General features: G+C 50.0%; 17 protein-coding genes, 3 tRNA genes and 2 pseudogenes. 1 reads left to right on the top strand and 21 read right to left on the bottom strand.

The features are described 5' to 3' along the window. Positions 1-161: 161 nt before the first annotated feature. The 15 genes and pseudogenes from DWZ16_RS07340 to DWZ16_RS16705 form a co-directional block, all read right to left on the bottom strand. The gene (locus DWZ16_RS07340; RefSeq protein WP_118522517.1) at positions 162-737 is read right to left on the bottom strand and encodes a biotin transporter BioY; all 576 of its coding nucleotides are present in this window, start codon (positions 735-737) and stop codon (positions 162-164) included. 18 nt (positions 738-755) lie between these two features. Continuing rightward, complete coding sequence (gene bioB, locus DWZ16_RS07345; protein WP_118522518.1) at positions 756-1,709, bottom strand: biotin synthase BioB; 954 nt, start codon at positions 1,707-1,709, stop codon at positions 756-758. A 469-nt stretch (positions 1,710-2,178) separates the two neighbouring features. Beyond that, positions 2,179-3,377: pseudogene (gene hydF, locus DWZ16_RS07350) on the bottom strand ([FeFe] hydrogenase H-cluster maturation GTPase HydF). 19 nt (positions 3,378-3,396) lie between these two features. Then, entirely contained in the window at positions 3,397-4,824 is a 1,428-nt protein-coding gene (hydG, locus tag DWZ16_RS07355; RefSeq protein WP_022358886.1) for a [FeFe] hydrogenase H-cluster radical SAM maturase HydG, read from the bottom strand. 165 nt (positions 4,825-4,989) lie between these two features. Further along, complete coding sequence (gene hydE / locus DWZ16_RS07360; RefSeq protein ID WP_243015261.1) at positions 4,990-6,045, bottom strand: [FeFe] hydrogenase H-cluster radical SAM maturase HydE; 1,056 nt, start codon at positions 6,043-6,045, stop codon at positions 4,990-4,992. A gap of 90 nt (positions 6,046-6,135) precedes the next feature. Then, complete coding sequence (locus tag DWZ16_RS07365) at positions 6,136-6,402, bottom strand: TM1266 family iron-only hydrogenase system putative regulator (protein WP_022358889.1); 267 nt, start codon at positions 6,400-6,402, stop codon at positions 6,136-6,138. Between the two features lie 506 nt (positions 6,403-6,908). Next, complete coding sequence (locus DWZ16_RS07370) at positions 6,909-7,673, bottom strand: amino acid ABC transporter ATP-binding protein (RefSeq protein ID WP_022358890.1); 765 nt, start codon at positions 7,671-7,673, stop codon at positions 6,909-6,911. A 20-nt stretch (positions 7,674-7,693) separates the two neighbouring features. Beyond that, positions 7,694-8,344 (bottom strand): amino acid ABC transporter permease, encoded by a 651-nt coding sequence (locus DWZ16_RS07375; protein WP_333489850.1) that lies wholly within the window; start codon positions 8,342-8,344, stop codon positions 7,694-7,696. 199 nt (positions 8,345-8,543) lie between these two features. After that, a pseudogene (locus DWZ16_RS07380) lies at positions 8,544-9,400 on the bottom strand (amino acid ABC transporter substrate-binding protein). A gap of 290 nt (positions 9,401-9,690) precedes the next feature. Continuing rightward, the gene (gene rpsR, locus DWZ16_RS07385; RefSeq protein WP_022358893.1) at positions 9,691-9,957 is read right to left on the bottom strand and encodes a 30S ribosomal protein S18; all 267 of its coding nucleotides are present in this window, start codon (positions 9,955-9,957) and stop codon (positions 9,691-9,693) included. Positions 9,958-10,034: 77 nt separating this feature from the next. Beyond that, on the bottom strand, positions 10,035-10,496 hold the full coding sequence (locus DWZ16_RS07390) for a single-stranded DNA-binding protein (RefSeq protein WP_022358894.1): 462 nt from the start codon (positions 10,494-10,496) through the stop codon (positions 10,035-10,037). A 25-nt stretch (positions 10,497-10,521) separates the two neighbouring features. Further along, positions 10,522-10,809, bottom strand: coding sequence for a 30S ribosomal protein S6 (gene rpsF, locus DWZ16_RS07395; RefSeq protein WP_107001800.1), 288 nt, complete (start codon positions 10,807-10,809; stop codon positions 10,522-10,524). Positions 10,810-11,049: 240 nt separating this feature from the next. Beyond that, a complete protein-coding gene (locus DWZ16_RS07400) occupies positions 11,050-11,244 on the bottom strand; it encodes a DUF951 domain-containing protein (protein ID WP_118472507.1) in 195 nt (64 codons plus the stop codon). Between the two features lie 23 nt (positions 11,245-11,267). Next, positions 11,268-11,990, bottom strand: a complete 723-nt coding sequence (locus DWZ16_RS07405) for an NAD-dependent protein deacylase (RefSeq protein ID WP_118522521.1) — start codon at positions 11,988-11,990, stop codon at positions 11,268-11,270. A gap of 102 nt (positions 11,991-12,092) precedes the next feature. Continuing rightward, on the bottom strand, positions 12,093-14,147 hold the full coding sequence (locus DWZ16_RS16705) for a GNAT family N-acetyltransferase (RefSeq protein ID WP_118522522.1): 2,055 nt from the start codon (positions 14,145-14,147) through the stop codon (positions 12,093-12,095). Positions 14,148-14,474: 327 nt separating this feature from the next. On the opposite strand from DWZ16_RS16705, the gene DWZ16_RS07415 reads away from it, so the two are divergent. Then, a complete protein-coding gene (locus DWZ16_RS07415) occupies positions 14,475-15,839 on the top strand; it encodes an MATE family efflux transporter (RefSeq protein WP_118522523.1) in 1,365 nt (454 codons plus the stop codon). Here the strand turns inward: DWZ16_RS07415 and DWZ16_RS07420 are convergent. From DWZ16_RS07420 to DWZ16_RS07445, 6 genes are all read right to left on the bottom strand, one after another. Further along, positions 15,816-16,019, bottom strand: coding sequence for a hypothetical protein (locus tag DWZ16_RS07420; RefSeq protein WP_118522524.1), 204 nt, complete (start codon positions 16,017-16,019; stop codon positions 15,816-15,818). The genes DWZ16_RS07415 and DWZ16_RS07420 overlap by 24 nt on opposite strands. 90 nt (positions 16,020-16,109) lie before the next feature. Beyond that, positions 16,110-16,769: a hypothetical protein gene (locus tag DWZ16_RS07425; protein WP_118522525.1), complete on the bottom strand. Its 660-nt coding sequence runs from the start codon at positions 16,767-16,769 to the stop codon at positions 16,110-16,112. A gap of 87 nt (positions 16,770-16,856) precedes the next feature. Then, positions 16,857-17,243 (bottom strand): thioesterase family protein, encoded by a 387-nt coding sequence (locus DWZ16_RS07430; protein ID WP_022358901.1) that lies wholly within the window; start codon positions 17,241-17,243, stop codon positions 16,857-16,859. 188 nt (positions 17,244-17,431) lie between these two features. Continuing rightward, positions 17,432-17,502 (bottom strand) — tRNA-Cys (locus DWZ16_RS07435). Positions 17,503-17,507: 5 nt separating this feature from the next. Beyond that, a tRNA-Glu gene (locus DWZ16_RS07440) sits at positions 17,508-17,579 on the bottom strand. 16 nt (positions 17,580-17,595) lie between these two features. Further along, positions 17,596-17,668: transfer RNA gene (locus tag DWZ16_RS07445), tRNA-Asn, on the bottom strand. Positions 17,669-17,841: the final 173 nt, after the last annotated feature.

The following is a 17,841-nucleotide window of genomic DNA, read 5'->3' on the forward strand; positions in this document are numbered from 1 at the left end:
TTCTCTTTTCTTCTTACTTTCTATGAAATTCCAACTAACTTCTTCGTTTCATTCACAAAAAAGATGGGTGAAAGCGTTTTATGTATTCCACTTTCACCCATCTGGTCTTCATTTTAAATTATCATTTTATCTAAACTGTCGTTTTTACAGCCAAACGCTTTTTAGTCTCCTAACCGGTAAATTTCCCGGCGCAGCTTCGGTCCGATCAAAGCTGTGAAAATGATTTTGACTGCATCGCCCGGCAGATACGGGATAACGCCCACACCCAGTCCGGCTACAAAGGTCATGTTAAGCTGACCTGCCAGCCATACCGTTCCGAAAATATAGCAAATCGCCAGTCCCAGTACCATGCCAACGATATGCAGGGCTACTTTGCCCGGAAAATGATCCACGAAAAATCCAACAATCAGCGCCATCAGGATAAATCCGACGAGATAGCCACCGGTCGGTCCTGCCAGCTTACCGACTCCTGCTGTAAATCCGGAAAATACCGGAACGCCCACCATGCCAAGCAGCATATAAATCAGGTAACTCACCGTGCAGGCTTTCATTCCCAGCACATATGCTGCCAGATAAATGGCAAGATTTGTAAAGGAAATCGGAACCGGGCTGAATGGAAGCGGAATCGAGAACGGTCCCAGAATACAGGTTACCGCCGTCATCACGCCAATCAGCGCCATCCGTTTGGTTGTAAAGTAAGGTTTGTGCTCCGCTTCTGCGGAAAGTGTTTTACTCATGATATGGATACTCCTTTTTTATAATGTGAAACCCATAGCCGCCAGCATCTCCTGGTCCTCGCTGATGCGGTTTCCGGAAGTTGTCAGCATATCTCCGGTGATGGCTGCATTCGCGCCGGAGCGGAATGCCCGTTCGCCGGAATGTTCCATTGAATTTCGTCCTGCTGCCAGACGGACCATCGCAGTCGGATTGATATAGCGGAAAATAGCAATCGTCCGCAGGATCTCATTCTCCGAAAGCGCTGCCTGATGTTCCAGCGGTGTGCCCGGAATCGGACGCAGGATATTGATCGGAATTGACTTGATTCCAAGCTCGCTCAGCGTGATTGCCATGTCGATCCGGTCTTCCCAGGTTTCTCCCATGCCGATGATACCGCCGGAACAAACGGAAAGTCCCGCCGCCTGCGCACGCCGGATGACCTCCAGCTTGTCCTCAAATGTATGTGTGGTACAGATATTCGGGAAATTTCTCCGGGAAGTCTCAATATTAGCATGATACCGTCCCACGCCCGCCTCTTTCAGACGGTTGAAATCTTCCTGTGACAGAAGTCCATGGGAGGCGCAGAGCTCTACCTTACATTCCTCCTTCATAGCGCGGTATGCCTGAAGCGCCTTCTCCATCTCCGCTCCCGTCAGCGCACGTCCCGCCGTCACGATGGAGTAACGATGTACCTTCTTCGCCTCATGACGCTTGCAGTCCTCCAGAATCTCCTCTGGCTCCAGAAATGGATATTCTTCCACCTTCGCATGATGACAGGCTGACTGCGCGCAAAACTTGCAGTCCTCGCCGCAGCGTCCGCTTCGTCCATTAATGATAGAACACAGATCCACATGGTTGCCGCAGAGCTCCTTTCGGATTTTATCAGCTCCCGCACAGAGCTCATCCAGATCCTCACTCAATAAAAAGCTTAAATCCTCGCCCCGTTTCAGACGGCGTCCTTTTATAATCTCTTCTGCCAGTTGTAAACTCATATCTTCTACTCCTTATCAAAATCAAAACACTTTTTCTTTAGTTATCCTTCGGTCAAACTCAAAAATATCCCATTTTTCTCATTTAGCTAACTTTCGCTATTATAAACCGTTGATTTTTAAATGTCAACATACCAGATTAATATAGTTTACATTCTGGCATCTGCTAAATCCAAAAAACCTGCATTTTTCCAAATATTCTCCAGCTATTTTCCAGACTCATGGCAGCAAAAAAAATGTGCCTTGGCACATCCGGGCGTCTCGCGCGGTCGCTTGCGACAACCTACATCTTCGCACGAGTGCGCATCATTGGCACGTTAGTGCCTTTTTGTGTAATAGGGAATTTCCTATGAAACAAAGCTGTTGTCCGACAGGCATTCCCATCGTCCAGCAGCTTTGTCAGCCTTTATTTCTAAGTTTCGTAACTGTTCAGTATCTTCACAGTCACGCGCAAAAATCCATTAAAAATTTCCTACCTGACCGGCTCCAGTGCCCCCATGCTCCGTTTCAAAATTCCCTTCATATAGGCAATCAAAATCCCATAATTGGTCATCGGGATCTCCTGATCGGCAGCGCTTCGAAGACGACTCTTCATCTCCCGCTCATTCAGCATACAGCCGCCGCAATGAACGATCAGCTTATAACCGGACACATCCTCTGGAAATTCCGTCCCCGATGTAAAATGAAACTCCGGCGCTTTTCCCGTGTACTGGCGGATCCAGTCCGGCAACTTCTCCGTGCCGATGTCTCCGCACTGGCGATGATGCGTACAGCCCTCAGAAATAAGAATCGGATCTCCGTCCTGTATCATTTCCAGCGCTTTGGCGCCCTCCGCTGCCTGTTTCAGATCCCCCTTATACCGCGCAAACAAAATGGAAAAGGAAGTCAGACGCACCTGCGGCGGCGTCAGCCGGTCTACCAGCGGAAATACCTGGCTGTCCGTGATTACCAATGCCGGAGCTTCTTTCAATTTTGCAAACGTCTCCGAAAGTTCACTTTCCCGGCAGACAAACGGCATCGCACCGATGTCCAGCAGATCCCGGATGACCTGCTGCTGCGGCAGAATCAGCCGCCCCTTCGGCGCCGCCTTGTCAATCGGAACAACCAGAATTACCGTATCAAACGGTTTTACTAGATCAGCAGCCAGCCGTTTTTCATCCGTCTCCTGTGACGTAAGACGTGCCATTTGCTCTTTTAACTGCTGGATTCCTTCTCTCGTCCGGGCACTCACATAGGCGGTATGTTCCACAACCGGTTCCTGTTCCGATTTTCCCGTCAGCAAATCCATCTTATTGTAAACCACCAGATACGGGATTTCCTTCTTCTCAAACAGCCGGATCATCTCTTCTTCCCAGCTGCTGATTCCTTCCACCGCATCCACCACCAGGACTGCCAGATCCGCCTTATTTAAGACTTGACGAGTCTTGCCAACTCTCTTTAAGCCCAGCTCGCCCTCATCGTCGATTCCAGCGTGTCGATGATAACCACCGGACCGAGCGGCAGAAGCTCCATCGATTTATAGACCGGATCGGTCGTCGTCCCCCGGATGTCCGACACAATCGCCAGCTCCTGCCCGGTCACCGCATTGACCAGACTCGATTTTCCCGCATTTCTCCGTCCAAAAAACGCGATATGTACCCGCTCGCCGGACGGCGTCTCATTCATTCCCATTTTGATCCTCCTGATTTAGTTAAAACCTGAAATCCCGCTGCCCCTTTTCAATTTCAACCAGATTTTTTCTCACGATCTCCTGCACTTTTTCTTTCGGAATCGAACCGATCTCCGCCTGAATCAGCTTCTCTCCAATCTCTTTCGTCCCCGGCGCCGCATAATCCTCCAGATACTCCTTGAGCGTCATCAGCGCATTCGGATGACAACAGTTCTGAATCTGCCCGCTCTTGCACAGGCTCATAAATCGGTCGCCCGTCCGTCCTTCCCGGTAGCACGCCGTACAGAAGCTTGGGATATAGCCTAATTCCATCAGCCAGCGGACCACCTGGTCGAGTGTCCGGTTGTCGCTCACATCGAACTGCGCCGAATTTTCCTCCTCCGGCTCTTCCTCTGCATATCCGCCGACACTGGTGCGGGAACCGCCGCTGATCTGCGATACGCCCAGCCGCAGCACCCGCTCCCGACAGGCTTTGCTCTCTCTCGTTGAGATAATCATGCCCGTGTACGGAACTGCCACCCGGATGCAGGCTACGATCTTCTCAAAAATATCGTCGCTGATGCCGTTGTCAAAGGTCGATGGGTCGATATCGTCCGCCCGGCGAATGCGCGGCACGCTGATGGTGTGCGGACCAACGCCAAAAACTGCCTCCAGATGTTCCGCGTGCATCAAAAGTCCTGCAAATTCATACCGGTACAACTCCAGACCAAATAAAACGCCGATTCCTACATCGTCGATACCGCCCTCCATCGCGCGGTCCATCGCCTCCGTGTGATAACAGTAATTGTGCTTTGGTCCCGTCGGATGCAGGCGCTCATAGCTCTCCTTGTGGTACGTTTCCTGGAACAGGATGTATGTTCCGATTCCCGCCTCTTTCAGTTTCCGGTAATTTTCCACCGTCGTCGCCGCAATATTGACATTGACCCGGCGGATCGCCCCGTTTTTATGCTTGATACTGTAAATTGTCTTGATACTGTCCAGCACATATTCAATCGGATTGTTAACCGGATCCTCGCCCGTCTCCAGCGCCAGACGTTTATGTCCCATATCCTGAAGCGCAATTACCTCCCGCCGGATTTCCTCCTGCGTCAGCTTCTTTCTGGCAATGTGCTTGTTTTTCATGTGGTATGGACAGTACACGCAGCCATTCACGCAGTAATTCGACAGATACAGCGGCGCAAACATGACGATCCGGTTTCCGTAGAAATCCTGCTTGATTTGGCGCGCCAGCTCAAAGATCTCCTCCACCTTTTCCGGGATCTCGCAGTCAAGAAGCACTGCCGCCTCGCGGTGGCTCAGCCCTTTTCGAAGCCGCGCCTTCGCCAGAATCTGGTCAATCAGTTCCACGTTGTTTTTGTTCTTCTCGGCATAGGAAAGAGTCTCTAAAATTTCCTCATGGTTGATAAATTCCTCTGCCTTTTGGGATGATGGGTTGTAATTGTAACTCATAGTTTCTTCTCCTTTTCTTACAGGTCAGGATGATAGCTGTCATGTTTTCCTCCGGAATTATCAATTTCAAAAATGCCAGCATGATCAGCCGTCCATCGCGTCCTTCCCCGTCAGTTTATTTATCTGTAAGCATTTTTCGATGCCAACAAACCAAATCGCAGGCTTTTACCCCTTATAATCTCCCCGGTCGATGACTACCTCGTACCCGATGCTTTCCATGCGCCTCTTCATGCAGTTGATGCACTCCGCCGCCTCGTCTCCCGTACAGATTTTATTGTCATAAAGCATATATTTGGCGCGCACCCCGACCGGAGACAGGTTCGGCATCACGACGTTTCCGCCTGCCAGAATCCCCAGTTCGCGTCCCATCGGATGAATCGTTCCGAGCGCTGTCGTCGCCGGAAGCAGCACTTTCGGCTTCAGCAGGCGAAGCAGCCCTAAAAGAAACAGTGTCTCTTCCAACGTTCCTGCTGCCTTCCCGCCAAACGGAGTGTCGTGCTGCGGAATAAACGGACCGATTCCCACCATTTCCGGATCCAGTTCTTCGATAAAACGCATATCTCCCGCCAGACAGCGCGCCGTCTGGTGCGGAGAACCGACCATAAAACCGCATCCGGTCTGATAACCAAGCGCCTTTAAATCACGCAGGCACTGCATCCGGTGTTCAAATGACATCTCTGCCGGATGCAGTCTCGCGTAATGGCACGCGTCCGCCGTCTCATGGCGCAGCAGATACCGGTCCGCCCCTGCCTCTTTCCAGCGTTTCAACGTATCATACTTCTTTTCTCCGAGCGACAAAGTAATCGCACAATCTGGGAATTCCGCCCGGATCGCCTGCACCATCTCCAGCACCCAGTCGTCCGTCATCGCCGGATCCTCACCGCCCTGCAAAACAAAGGTGCGGAATCCCAGCTGATAACCATTCTCACAGCAGGAAAGAATCTCCTCCCGACTCAGGCGGTACCGGCTTGCATTTCGATTGCTCCTTCGGATGCCGCAATAAAGACAGTCGTTTTTGCAATAATTGCTGCACTCAATGAGTCCCCGCACATACACCGCTTTTCCGTACTCTCTTTCCCGGATGCAGCGCGCTTTTTCAAAGAGGTAGTCCGCCAGCTCCGGTGAACGTCCCTCGATCAGACTGACCCACTCATCCTCCGTCAGGGACTCCCCCGCTTCCAGACGGTCAATCAATCTCTTTAATTCTGTAATCGTTTCTATCTGTTCAGCGCCTGGACGGACCGCCTCCCGCCACCAGTCAGACGGTCGAAGCCCCGCGCGTGTAAAATCTGCCATTCCGTCACCTCGTTTTCATTCCTGTGCTTCCGGCGCCTTCGAATACAGCGCCTTCGAAGAAATCCCTCGCAGCATCCCCAGCTTCCCGGACAGCGCACTGATCACATCACCCGGCGCGTCAATCACGACGCTGATAATATTCACGTTCCGTTTGTGGTAAGGAATCCCCATCCGCCCTACGATATACTGCCCGTACTGGTGCAGCACCTTATTCAACTCTTCCGTATCTCCCGTCTGATCGACCACAATACCGATCACGGCAACTCTTGATTCTGTCTCCATGTTTTTCCCTCATATCTTCCTGTTTATCTGTCCAAATTTTTCTCTACAACAGATACCATTTCAAATATCTCCGCTAAAAACCATGCTGCGATCCTGTCCTGCAAAATCTTCCATCCACAGGCACCACTTTTTCCAGCCCCGCCTTTCTATAGAGCAAATGGATCAAAAAGAGCCCGCGCAGACGCGGACTCCATCCATCTCAAAAAGGGTATACGAATCTCCATGAACCGCTCCCCTTTCCTTCAAGACCCGTCTCAAACGTCAGCATCGCTTTTCACCACTTCCAGCATCACCGGAACACTCGATTATTTCTGTTCCATTCCTTTTTGAAAGGTATCTACTGCCTCGCAAATCGGAATACTTGATAAAAGCGTATCACATTTACTGTAAAATTGCAAATAAGACTTATATGCTTCCCCATAAAATGCTTCCCCATAAAAAACGGGCGTCGCCGATTTTCCACTCCAAAACCAGCAACGCCCATCTTCCATTTTCCTAATTATTTCTTACAGAATCTTCCCATACCGTCCCAAAAAGCTCTTCGTTCTCTCATTATCCGAAGCAAACACCTTCTCCGGCGCGCCCTCCTCGACGATGAGTCCGTCTGCCATGAAGATCACGCGGTGGGAGATATCTTTCGCAAACGCCATCTCATGGGTAACAATCACCATCGCGATGTGCAGATCCGCTAACGACTTAATAACCTTCAATACTTCTCCCGTCAGCTCCGGATCCAGTGCGGAGGTCGGCTCGTCGAAAAACAGAATCTTCGGATTCAGTGCCAATGCACGGGCGATCGCCACACGCTGGCACTGACCGCCGGAGAGCTGGTACGGATAATAGTCCTCCTTATCCTCCAGACCCATTTTTTTCAGAAGCTCGCGCGCCTCTTTATAAACCGTCTCCTTGTCGCGCTTCTGCACATGGATCGGCGCGTCTGTGATATTTTTCAGCACAGAATAGTGCGGAAACAGGTTAAAATTCTGGAATACCAGACCGTACTGGCTGCGGATCTCCTTCATGTCCTTCTTGTCCGCATAGCTGACCTTGCCATCCGCGCCCGTCCAGGCTGCTCTCTTTCCTAAATATACGATCTCGCCGTGGTCCATCGTCTCCAGCATCGTCGCGCAGCGCAGAAGCGTCGATTTACCCGAACCGGACGGTCCGATGATGGACACGATCTCGCCCTCGCTCACACTCAGTGAAATATCCTTTAAAACCGACAGATCGCCGAATGATTTTTCCACATGATTTAATTCTAACAAGTTCATTTTCCACATTCCTCCCGCTTCTATCGGTAATAATCCAGCTTTTTCTCAATCCATTCCATTGCAACTGCCACAACCAGATTGAAAATGTAGTAAAAGACGGCTGCTGCTACAAACGGCATCATATTCGTCTGGGATGCCGCCAGCGCCTTGGCGATTGAGAACATCTCCGCCACGCTCAACGTAAACGCCAGAGACGTATCTTTTACCAGCGTGATGACCTCATTCGTCACCGACGGAAGAATCCGCTTGATTACCTGCGGCAGGATGATCTTGAAGAAGGTCTGTGCCTTTCCATAACCCAGAATCTCCGCTGCCTCATACTGTCCGACCGGCATCGACTGGATGCCGCTGCGGTAAATCTCGGCAAAATATGCCGCATAGTTAATGACAAAACCGATGAAGGTAGCCCACAGACGGTAACTGCTGCCGACTTTGATGCGGAACAGATAATACGGTCCAAAATACACCACCATCAGCTGCAGCATCAGCGGCGTGCCTCGCATAATCGAAATATATACTTTTACAATCGTCTGGATCAGCTTGTTCTTCGACATACGCCCGAACGCGATCACGAGTCCTAACGGAAGTGAAAATAGCAGTGTGATCACAAAAATCTGTGTGCTGACTGCCATACCACCCGCAAGCTGTGTAATCATCTGCTGGAGTGTCATCTTACCCATAATTATTCCATACCTGCTTTCTAAAATGTAGATTCGTTACTGTTCACGCATACGTGCCCGGTAACGGAATGTGCTGTGACTTCACAGTTAAACACATAAACCGCGAATGGGGACTGCCATGAAATCATTCACAGCCGTCCCTATTCCTATTATTTAATAATGTTTCGTTTTTACAATCAACGATTAATTACTATTTGCCGATGGTAGTTACGTCCTTGCTAAACCATTTCTCAGAAACTTCCTGTAAGGTCCATCCTCTGCCATCTCTTCCAGAGTGCTCTGAACTTTATCTCTTAACTCGGTGTTGCCCTTCTTGAAGCCTACGCCGTATTCTTCCTCAGAAAGGGAATCGTCCAGAATCTTGAAATCAGCGTTTCTCTGCTGAATCTGATAGCCAGCTACGATTACGTCCATCGCAATGGCATCAACGGCGCCCTGCTCCAGATCCATGAATGCGGTGTTGTAATCAGCGGTTGTCAGAAGCTCCTTGAAAGTAGCGGTCAGTTCCGGTGCCTCTTTTAAAGCTGCCTCTGCGGAAGAATCTGCCTGAACCTCTACGATCTTGCCTGCCAGATCCGCCTGGCTGTTGATATCCGAATCATTGGCTACGACAAATACCTGCTGGTTTGCCATGTACGGCTCAGTCCAGGTGTAATCATCCTCACGACCCGTCATCGTAAATCCATTCCAGATGCAGTCGATATTGCCGGACTCAAGCTCCATATCTTTAGAATCCCAGGCAATCGGCTGTGCCTTATATTCCAGACCCAGACGTTTTGCAACTTCCTGTGCCAGCTCCAGGTCAAATCCGGTGTACTCGCCGTCATCGCCTACAAATCCCATCGGCGGGAAATCCTGATCAAAACCAACAATCAGAGTGCCGCCGTCGGTTGTCTTCGCCTCTTCTGCGGTGGTTTCCTCTGCCTGGCTCTCAGCCGCCTCTGTGTCTGCTGCGGTTGTCTCTGCTGCGCTGTTGCTGCTGCCACATGCGGTCATGGAAAGTGCCATTACTGCAGCCAGCGCCGCGCTCACAAATCTCTTTTTCATAATTAGTGTCCTCCTCATTTTCAGACAGTGGAAGCCGTTCTCCCTTTGCCGGTTTCCGTCTTGCTTTTTAATATGCTACCATATTAGCATACTAAAGTGTTTTTGTAAAGCACTTATTTTCGAAATCTGTTTTTTTGTGTAATAGGGAATTCCATGGAATTTCCTATTATACAAAAAGGGATCCCATATGATCTCTCACATGGAATCCCAATCATTTTTATCCTCAATAATTGAGTGAAATTTGAGTAAAAATCTTCCTTTACCCTTAAAAAACCCTTATTTTACAAGGATTACTCGCAAACATACGGCATCAGGGACAGATGTCTTGCTCTCTTGATAGCTACAGTCAGAGCTCTCTGATGTTTAGCACAGTTGCCAGTGATACGTCTCGGAAGGATTTTTCCTCTCTCAGATACGTATCTCTTTAATTTATTTGTATCTTTGTAATCGATTTCGCCGTTCTTCTCGCCGCAGAATACACAAACTTTTTTTCTTCTACGCATACCGCCTCTTCTGATCTTGGAAGCGTCTGTTTTATCGCCTTTATTGAATGCCATTGGTCTTTCCTCCTTCACACACATCAGCCTGATGGCGCTCTCGCGCACTCCGTCCGCCGGGGGACCGATTCCCGAACCTAGTTGAACGGAAGGCCTTCGTCTTCTACTCCATCAGGAATATTCATGAATCCATCGCCGATTGCGCTGGACGGAGCCGGGCGCTCTGCCGGACGGTAACCGCCGTCGCTGTTGCCAGATGCCGCATTCTTGCTCTCTGCAAATTCCTGATCCTCTACAATCACTTCTGTCGTATATACTTTCTGGCCGTCACGATTGGTATAGCTGCCAGTCTGAATTCTTCCGGTTACTACGAGCTTGGTTCCCTGATGAAAATACTTCTCAGCGAATTCGCCTGCTCTGTCAAATGCAACACACGGAATGAAATCCGCTGTCTGTGCGCTGTCGTCTCCGTTTCCGCCTCTGCGGCCTCTGCGGTCTACTGCCAGCGTGTATCTGGCGATTGCCATAGCTCTCTCGCCCTGAGAGTATCTCACTTCCGGATCTCTCGTTAATCTGCCCATCAGAATTACTTTATTCATACGATCACTCTTTCTTTATCTACTCTTACGCATCCTGTCTTACGCATAAGTATCTGATAACCGGCTCCATGATGCGGATGTGGTTCTCCACCTCATTCGGGCATACGGAATCAGACTCGAAATGTACGAAGTAGTAGAATCCTTCTTTCATTTTCTGAATCTCGTAAGCAAGTCTCTTCTTGCCCCATTCATCAATGTCAGTTACTGTACCGCCGAAACGTGTGATGTAACCTGTTACTTTCTCCATCGCTGCGGCTCTCTCTTCGTCCTCGAGTTTTGCGCTAAGAACAACTGCTAATTCATATTTGTTCATGCTCTTTCTTACCTCCTTGTGGTCACTGACCCCCTGACTCCAGCAGGGAGTAAGGATTTTTGTGTTATATATTACCGAATATCTATGATACCAAAAAAGGAACGGCTTGGCAAGCACTTTTTCGAGATTTTCTATGTAAATTTTCTCGTTTTTTCCGGGCTTTCTGCCCCTTCTTGCAGCATTCTTTTACTGGCTGCCAGATCATGAAGCTGCCTGCATCTGTACGCCCACCCGCCGCTCTTATTCGGGCTTCTCTCCCGCTTTTTTCAATCCTCTGGTACTCTTTTCTACCAATGGTCGTGCCATCATCACCTGATGCCCGCAGCCGGCACATTTCAAACGGAAATCCGCGCCAACCCGCAGGATCTCCCACTCATGGCTGCCGCACGGGTGCGGCTTTTTGAGTTTTACAATATCTCCAACCTCGTATACCATTTCCTCTCTCCCCTGTTACTACCTTATACTCCGCCCGCGTCCCCCAGCACCTTCCCGATGGTGTCGCTGATAACCAGATCCGCCTGACCATCGCGCGAGGTCGCTGATTTATTGATCAGAACCAGTTTATTTCCATGATAATAATCAATCAGCCCCGCTGCCGGGTACACCACCAGCGAGGTGCCGCCGATGATCAGCATATCTGCCTTGCGGATATGGGCAATTGACCGCTCAATTACCTCATTGTCCAGTCCTTCCTCATACAGCACGACATCCGGCTTGATCACGCCGCCGCAGCCGCACTTCGGCACGCCCTTCATCTTCAAAATATCATCCAATCCGTAAAACCTGCCGCAGCGCGTACAATGGTTGCGGAGCACCGATCCGTGCAGCTCCAGCACCTCTTTGCTGCCTGCTGCCTGGTGCAGCCCGTCGATATTCTGGGTAATGACCGCTTTCAGCTTTCCTTCCTGCTCCAGCTTCGCCAGCGCCAGATGCGCCCGGTTCGGCTTTGCATTCGGGAACAGCATCTTATTGCGGTAAAACCGGTAAAATTCCTCTGGCTTTCTTATATAAAAGCTGTGGCTTAAAATCGTTTCCGGCGGATAGTCATACTCCTGATGGTACAGCCCGTCCGTGCTTCTAAAATCCGGGATATTGCTCTCGGTCGAAACACCCGCCCCGCCAAAAAATACAATATAATTTGACTCATTAATCCATTTTTTTAATGTGTCTGTCTCTCCCATCTGACGCACTCTCCTCTCCTTTTTCTGAAAACATAAAAGCGGTTGCTATTAGTTTACATAAAATCAGCATATTCTCTATCCTATACAATTACAGCACGTACTCTACACAATCTCATCCAGATACACGCCGTTCACCGTATCCACCTGTGCCAGAATCTCTGCCAGCCCCTTATTTTCAAGCTGTCCGCCCCAGATTTCTTCCGCTTTCCGGCAGCCAAACAGCCAGCTCACCAGCTCTTCCGGCTTCGTCTCCAGCCATATGGAAACATTTTCCGTGCAGCCGCAGGTATCCGGCTCCGGCTTCCGCGCCTTCAGGCTGGAACCTGTCTCCCCAATCGTCCAGACAAACTCACCGTTGTTCATTTCCAGAATCGGATCATTCATACGGATGCCCAGTGTGAGCATACGTTTTTCTTCTCCCTGCTGCTCTGCCTGTTTTAAGCCAAATGCCGCCAGCAGCGCCCCGATATTCGTCAGGCGCGCCATATTCCACGGTTTCTCGCCCGTCTTGACCGTGTATGCGTCCTCCGCATACAAAAGCCGGTGTTCACGGACTTCCCAGCCCCAGTAGGCATCCAGGCCAACCAGCCTGCCGTCCTGTTCCAGGAATTCCAACGTGCCATTTTCAGAAGCCAGCTCCTTGATGAGACGGCTCACATACGCCGCATCCCGGCGCGTATACATCTCATACCGTGCGCCCAGCCACTGTTCCATATAGACAGCAGCCCGCCCGCAGTCCTCCGGCGTATCCTGGCACACCGTGCGCGTCAGCGTCTTTTTCGCCTCCTCGGTCAGCTCATAGGATGCCACATTTCCGATGAAGGTAAATCCCATCGGCGCATACACAGCCGGGTTGACTGGAACCAGATACGTGATCGGCTTTCCGGCTGCCTCCTCGTCGTGAAGCATTTTCACAAATACGTCCCGGAAATGTCCTTCGCGGCGGCGGCTCTCCTCGGTTGCTACTCCGACCAGGTAATCAAGCTTCCAGAGGCGTCCACGCAACTTCACCGCATACGGATTGTACTGCACCATCGAAATCAGAAGTCCATTATCCTTTTTCACCAGAATCTCGTTATCCTTCGTCTTTTCCTTATAGTAATACTCGATAAAACTCTCCGAATCTTCCGGGAAACACATATGCCAGAGATGCTTCGTCTCGTCCTTATCCTCCGCATCCAGATACGTCAGCACACTTCCCGCCGTCGTATTGGCGATCTGCTCCGCCCAGTGATAGCCCTTGCTGCCGTTTAACAGCTGTTCTACCAGATATTTGCGTGCATAATCCGCCGGATAATACGTCATTTTCGCCTTCCGGAGCCCCTCTAAGCCCATATCGTCCTCGCGGTTGACCCACTCAGCCTCAGGAAATTCCTCTATCAGGAACTGTTGGTTGATAAACTGGTACAGACCGTTGATCTCCGGGTTTGCCTTCTCAATATGGATAACCGCCATATGTTCCACCGGATTGTAGCTTCCGATCGTAAATGCCTCCATCTGACCGTCGATATACACACCGCCCATGTGGATGCTGAATTCTGAACAGTTTTTCAGAATATCGTGAATGCCCTTTACCTCATAATCGAGATGTTCCTCGACCTCCTCGCCCTTCTGCTGTCTCCAGCGGTCCAGAAAAACCCAGACATCGTGGCTGTCCGAACAGCACAGACGGCGGTACTCATAGCGCCCCTCATATTCGCGCTTAAATGCGTTGACGCGGTTTTTCTTCTTATGCAGTTTCTTTCCCGCCAGGGAACGCATCGCATCGCCGTTGTAGAGATAATCCCTCGAATCGACCTGCTCTTCCACCAGATATTTGTCCTCCGGCAGATTTAAATATTTCACTGCATACTCATCCGCCAGATTGATAACCAGCGGATATCCCAGTTCTTCATTAAAATACTCCTCAATCGCCGCAAACGCCCCCGGCAGGTCTTCCTCCCGGCACAGCGGCATCGCGGAAAAACAACGTCCTTCATTCTCCATCAGCCATAAAAGCGCCTTATTTTCCCAGATTGCATAACGGACATTATAATAATCTTTCCAGACATAGCTCTCCAGAAATACGCTGTCGCACGTCATATTGTGGCGCATCGCGTAAAACGGAAGCATCTCCTGGATACTGTTAACTTCAATTTTTTTAAACTCTAAACTCATGAAACCTCCTGTGTAAAATCAAAGTGGGTTTTATTTGCCTTCTCATATTATACCATAAATACTAAATTCAGCTATCGCCTTTGGCTCTGCTTCATTAAGTATTTAGGTATGACTCGCACTAAGCTCGAAAACACCTCGCTAAGTGCTCATATTATACCACAAATTTCCTACTTAAAAACAAGGATTTTCTTCCCTGACTCTATAATTATTGTAGACATTATAGTTATTTCTGATAAACTATACTCAGAAAATGATTTCTACGGCGTTTTCTTTCTGACGGCCGACGGCGGAGTCATCTATTTTTACCAGAAAGACGAGGATTTATTCATGGAAAAGAATCTCACCTCCGGCAGTGTGCTGAAAACAGTTATCTATTTTTCCCTGCCATACTTGTTATCTTATTTTTTGCAGACACTCTACGGCATGGCGGATCTGTTTATTATCGGGCAGTTTGGCGGTGTGGATGGGACGACGGCGGTCTCGGTCGGCAGTCAGGTCATGCATATGCTGACGGTTATGATCGTTGGTCTGGCGATGGGCGCAACGGTTCTCATCGGACGCGCGGTCGGCGCGGGTGACCGGAAGCTTGCGGCGCGCGGCATCGGTAACACGATTTCCTTATTTGCAGGTCTGTCCATTCTTCTGACCGGACTTCTGCTGACGACGGTTCACGGCATTATCAGGCTGCTGTCTGTCCCGGAGGAAGCGGTAAACGGCACCGCGGCATATCTGATGATCTGCTTTGCCGGCATCCCGTTCATCACCGCCTACAATATCATCAGCTCTATTTTCCGCGGCATGGGAGACTCCAAAAGTCCGATGTATTTCGTTGCAATCGCCTGTATTATCAATATTGCGCTTGATTACCTTTTAATGGGCGTGTTTTCGCTCGGTCCGTCCGGCGCGGCGCTCGGCACGACCCTGTCACAGATGTGCAGTGTCCTGATCGCCCTGGTCGTAATCATTAAAAAACGGATGTTTCCGGGTTTTCGTCTCCGTGACCTCCATCCACATAAGACTACCATAGCCTCCATCCTGCAGGTCGGAATCCCAGTTGCAGTTCAGGACGGCTTTATACAGGTTTCTTTTCTGGTTATTACCATGTTTGCCAACCAGCGCGGATTAAATGATGCGGCGGCGGTCGGAATCGTTGAAAAGCTGATCGGAATCCTGTTTCTGGTTCCATCCTCGCTTCTCTCCACGGTTTCCGCCCTCTCCGCTCAAAATCTGGGTGCCGGAAAACCTGAGCGTGCCCGTCAGACGCTGCGCTACGCGATCTGCATCACATTTTCTTTCGGGCTGATCATCGCAATCGCCATGCAGTTTGCTGCCGGTGCCGCCGTCTCCCTCTTTACTGATGAGGCAGAGGTTGTCCGGCTCGGAACCCAGTATATGAAGAGCTATGTGCTGGACTGCATGATCGCCGGTATCCATTTCTGCTGCAGCGGTTTCTTCTGCGCCTGCGGACTGTCCGGGCTGTCGTTCCTGCACAACTGCATCTCGATCGTGGTAGCGCGCATCCCGCTCGCATGGCTCGCATGCCGCTATTTCCCGGAAACACTGTATCCAATGGGACTCGCCGCGCCGATCGGATCTCTCATCTCCGTTGCCATCTGCCTGATTGCATTGCGGTGGATTAGACGGCATCCGGAAAATCTGGTTATGAATTTACATCCAGTTGAAACTGAATAAATGCTGCATTCCCATCTGGATCTTGAAACTTCCATCCGCCAGTTCGACAAGTCTCAGACTGAAACAGCGGTCTGGCCTGGAAAGGTCGGTGTCGGCATTTCGCCGGAAGCTCCCTCCATTCCGAGCACAGACAAATGGCAGGAAACTACCTGCATGGTTGTCCGCTTTCGCGGCAGACATCAGGAAGCTCCTGCCCCATATAAAACTCTTCTGCAATTTATCCGGGAGCATTCTCTCCCCATCACCGGATTCTACCGTGAGATCACCCGCTTACTTTTCCCGCATCTCCAGCAGTCTCCATGCCTTCTTATTCTGGACTTCCAGCACGGAACCACAATATTCACACTTTTTCAACCCCAGCTTCTGAATCGGTGCACCGCAGTTTGGACAGATAAGCGAAACCGCTGCCCCTGCTGTTTTCGCATCCTCATAGACATATACCAGTTCCGTCTCATAAACCGTCTGAATCAGATTCGAATGCAGTTCTGACTGCATCTCAGGCGTTTTCTCATATTCAGTCATTTCCTCATACTCGACCGCCGACTCACACAGAATCCGGCAGAGTCCTTTTTCCTTCTGATAGCGGCTGATGACCGTCCGGTGGATATGTATCTTCTGATACTCTTTTTCCAGTTTTTTTCTCAATTCTGTCTCGATCTGAGCCTTCCACTCGCTCCAGTTAAACTCCGGGAAATCTTTTGCAATCTGCGGCAGGCACAGCCGGTCCATTCCCGCCAGCGAACGCGGTTTGGATGCGTCTGGCTGCGTCAAATCACCTTCCGATAAATGCTTTGCCACATACCGAAGCACCTGTACCTCCGGCGTACTCGCCAGCTGCCGCATTTTCCTCTTTATTTTGCGGTAAATCCACCAGACAAGCACTGCCGCAATCAAAATGCCAATGATCCACCCTATCGTTTCTGTCCGCACCGCTGCCTCTCTTTCTATGTTACTGCACACACACGTGACCAGTCACTTTTCTTTATCTCCGTGCATGATACTTAAACCTGATACTCCTTATTCCGCCTTGCTCGCAGCCTTATCGCTCATCGCCTTTGAATTTACCATGATCCGCAGATGGGACCCTTCGCCGCATTTGCCCTTCTCATCGTTTACTTCAATATCAAACCACATTTTCCGGCGCTCAATGCTGCGGAGTTTTGCAGTCGCTGTTACCTTCATTCCCACCGGCGTCGGCGCCAGATGGCGGCAGTGAATCTCCGCTCCGACCGTCGTCTGTCCTTCCTCCAGATACGATTTCGCCAGTTCCAGCGCTGCCGCCTCCATCAGGGCCACCATATTCGGAGTAGACAAAATTTGGGAACCTGCGCTTCCGATTCGCTTTGCCGTCATCTCATCCGTTACTTCCCAGGTCAGGCTGTATTCCTGTAATTTTTCTGCCATTTTCGCTTCCTCCATATTATAAAATAATTTTGTCGCGGCTATTTAAAATGCCGTTTCGTGAATGATTCTATTATAGCAGAAGATGTGAAAATCGGATAGCGCATCTTACTTCACAGCTAATCAAACAGTTAAAATTCCGAAAATTCTTGTAAAATAAAAAAAGGAACCATCTTTCGATGATTCCTCAGAGGCGACAACCAGATTTGAACTGGTGATCAGGGTGTTGCAGACCCACGCCTTACCACTTGGCTATGTCGCCATAAATGACCCCAACGAGATTCGAACTCGTGTTACCGCCGTGAAAGGGCGATGTCTTAACCGCTTGACCATGGGGCCAGATATTAAATTAAAACTCCCCGAGTAGGACTCGAACCTACGACAGCGCGGTTAACAGCCGCGTGCTCTACCGACTGAGCTATCGAGGAATAAAAGGTATATACCTTCAAAACTGCACACTGAATTTCTTCTACTTTCTATCTTTCATCCTTCAGGAAATAACTTCCTCTTACCTATCCTTAACCATAACCTTTTGGTTAAGCCCTCGACCGATTAGTAACAGTCAGCTTCACGTATTACTACGCTTCCACCTCTGCCCTAT

The sequence above is a fragment of the Clostridium sp. AF29-8BH genome, assembly GCF_003478145.1.
GTDB lineage: Bacteria > Bacillota > Clostridia > Lachnospirales > Lachnospiraceae > Otoolea > Otoolea fessa.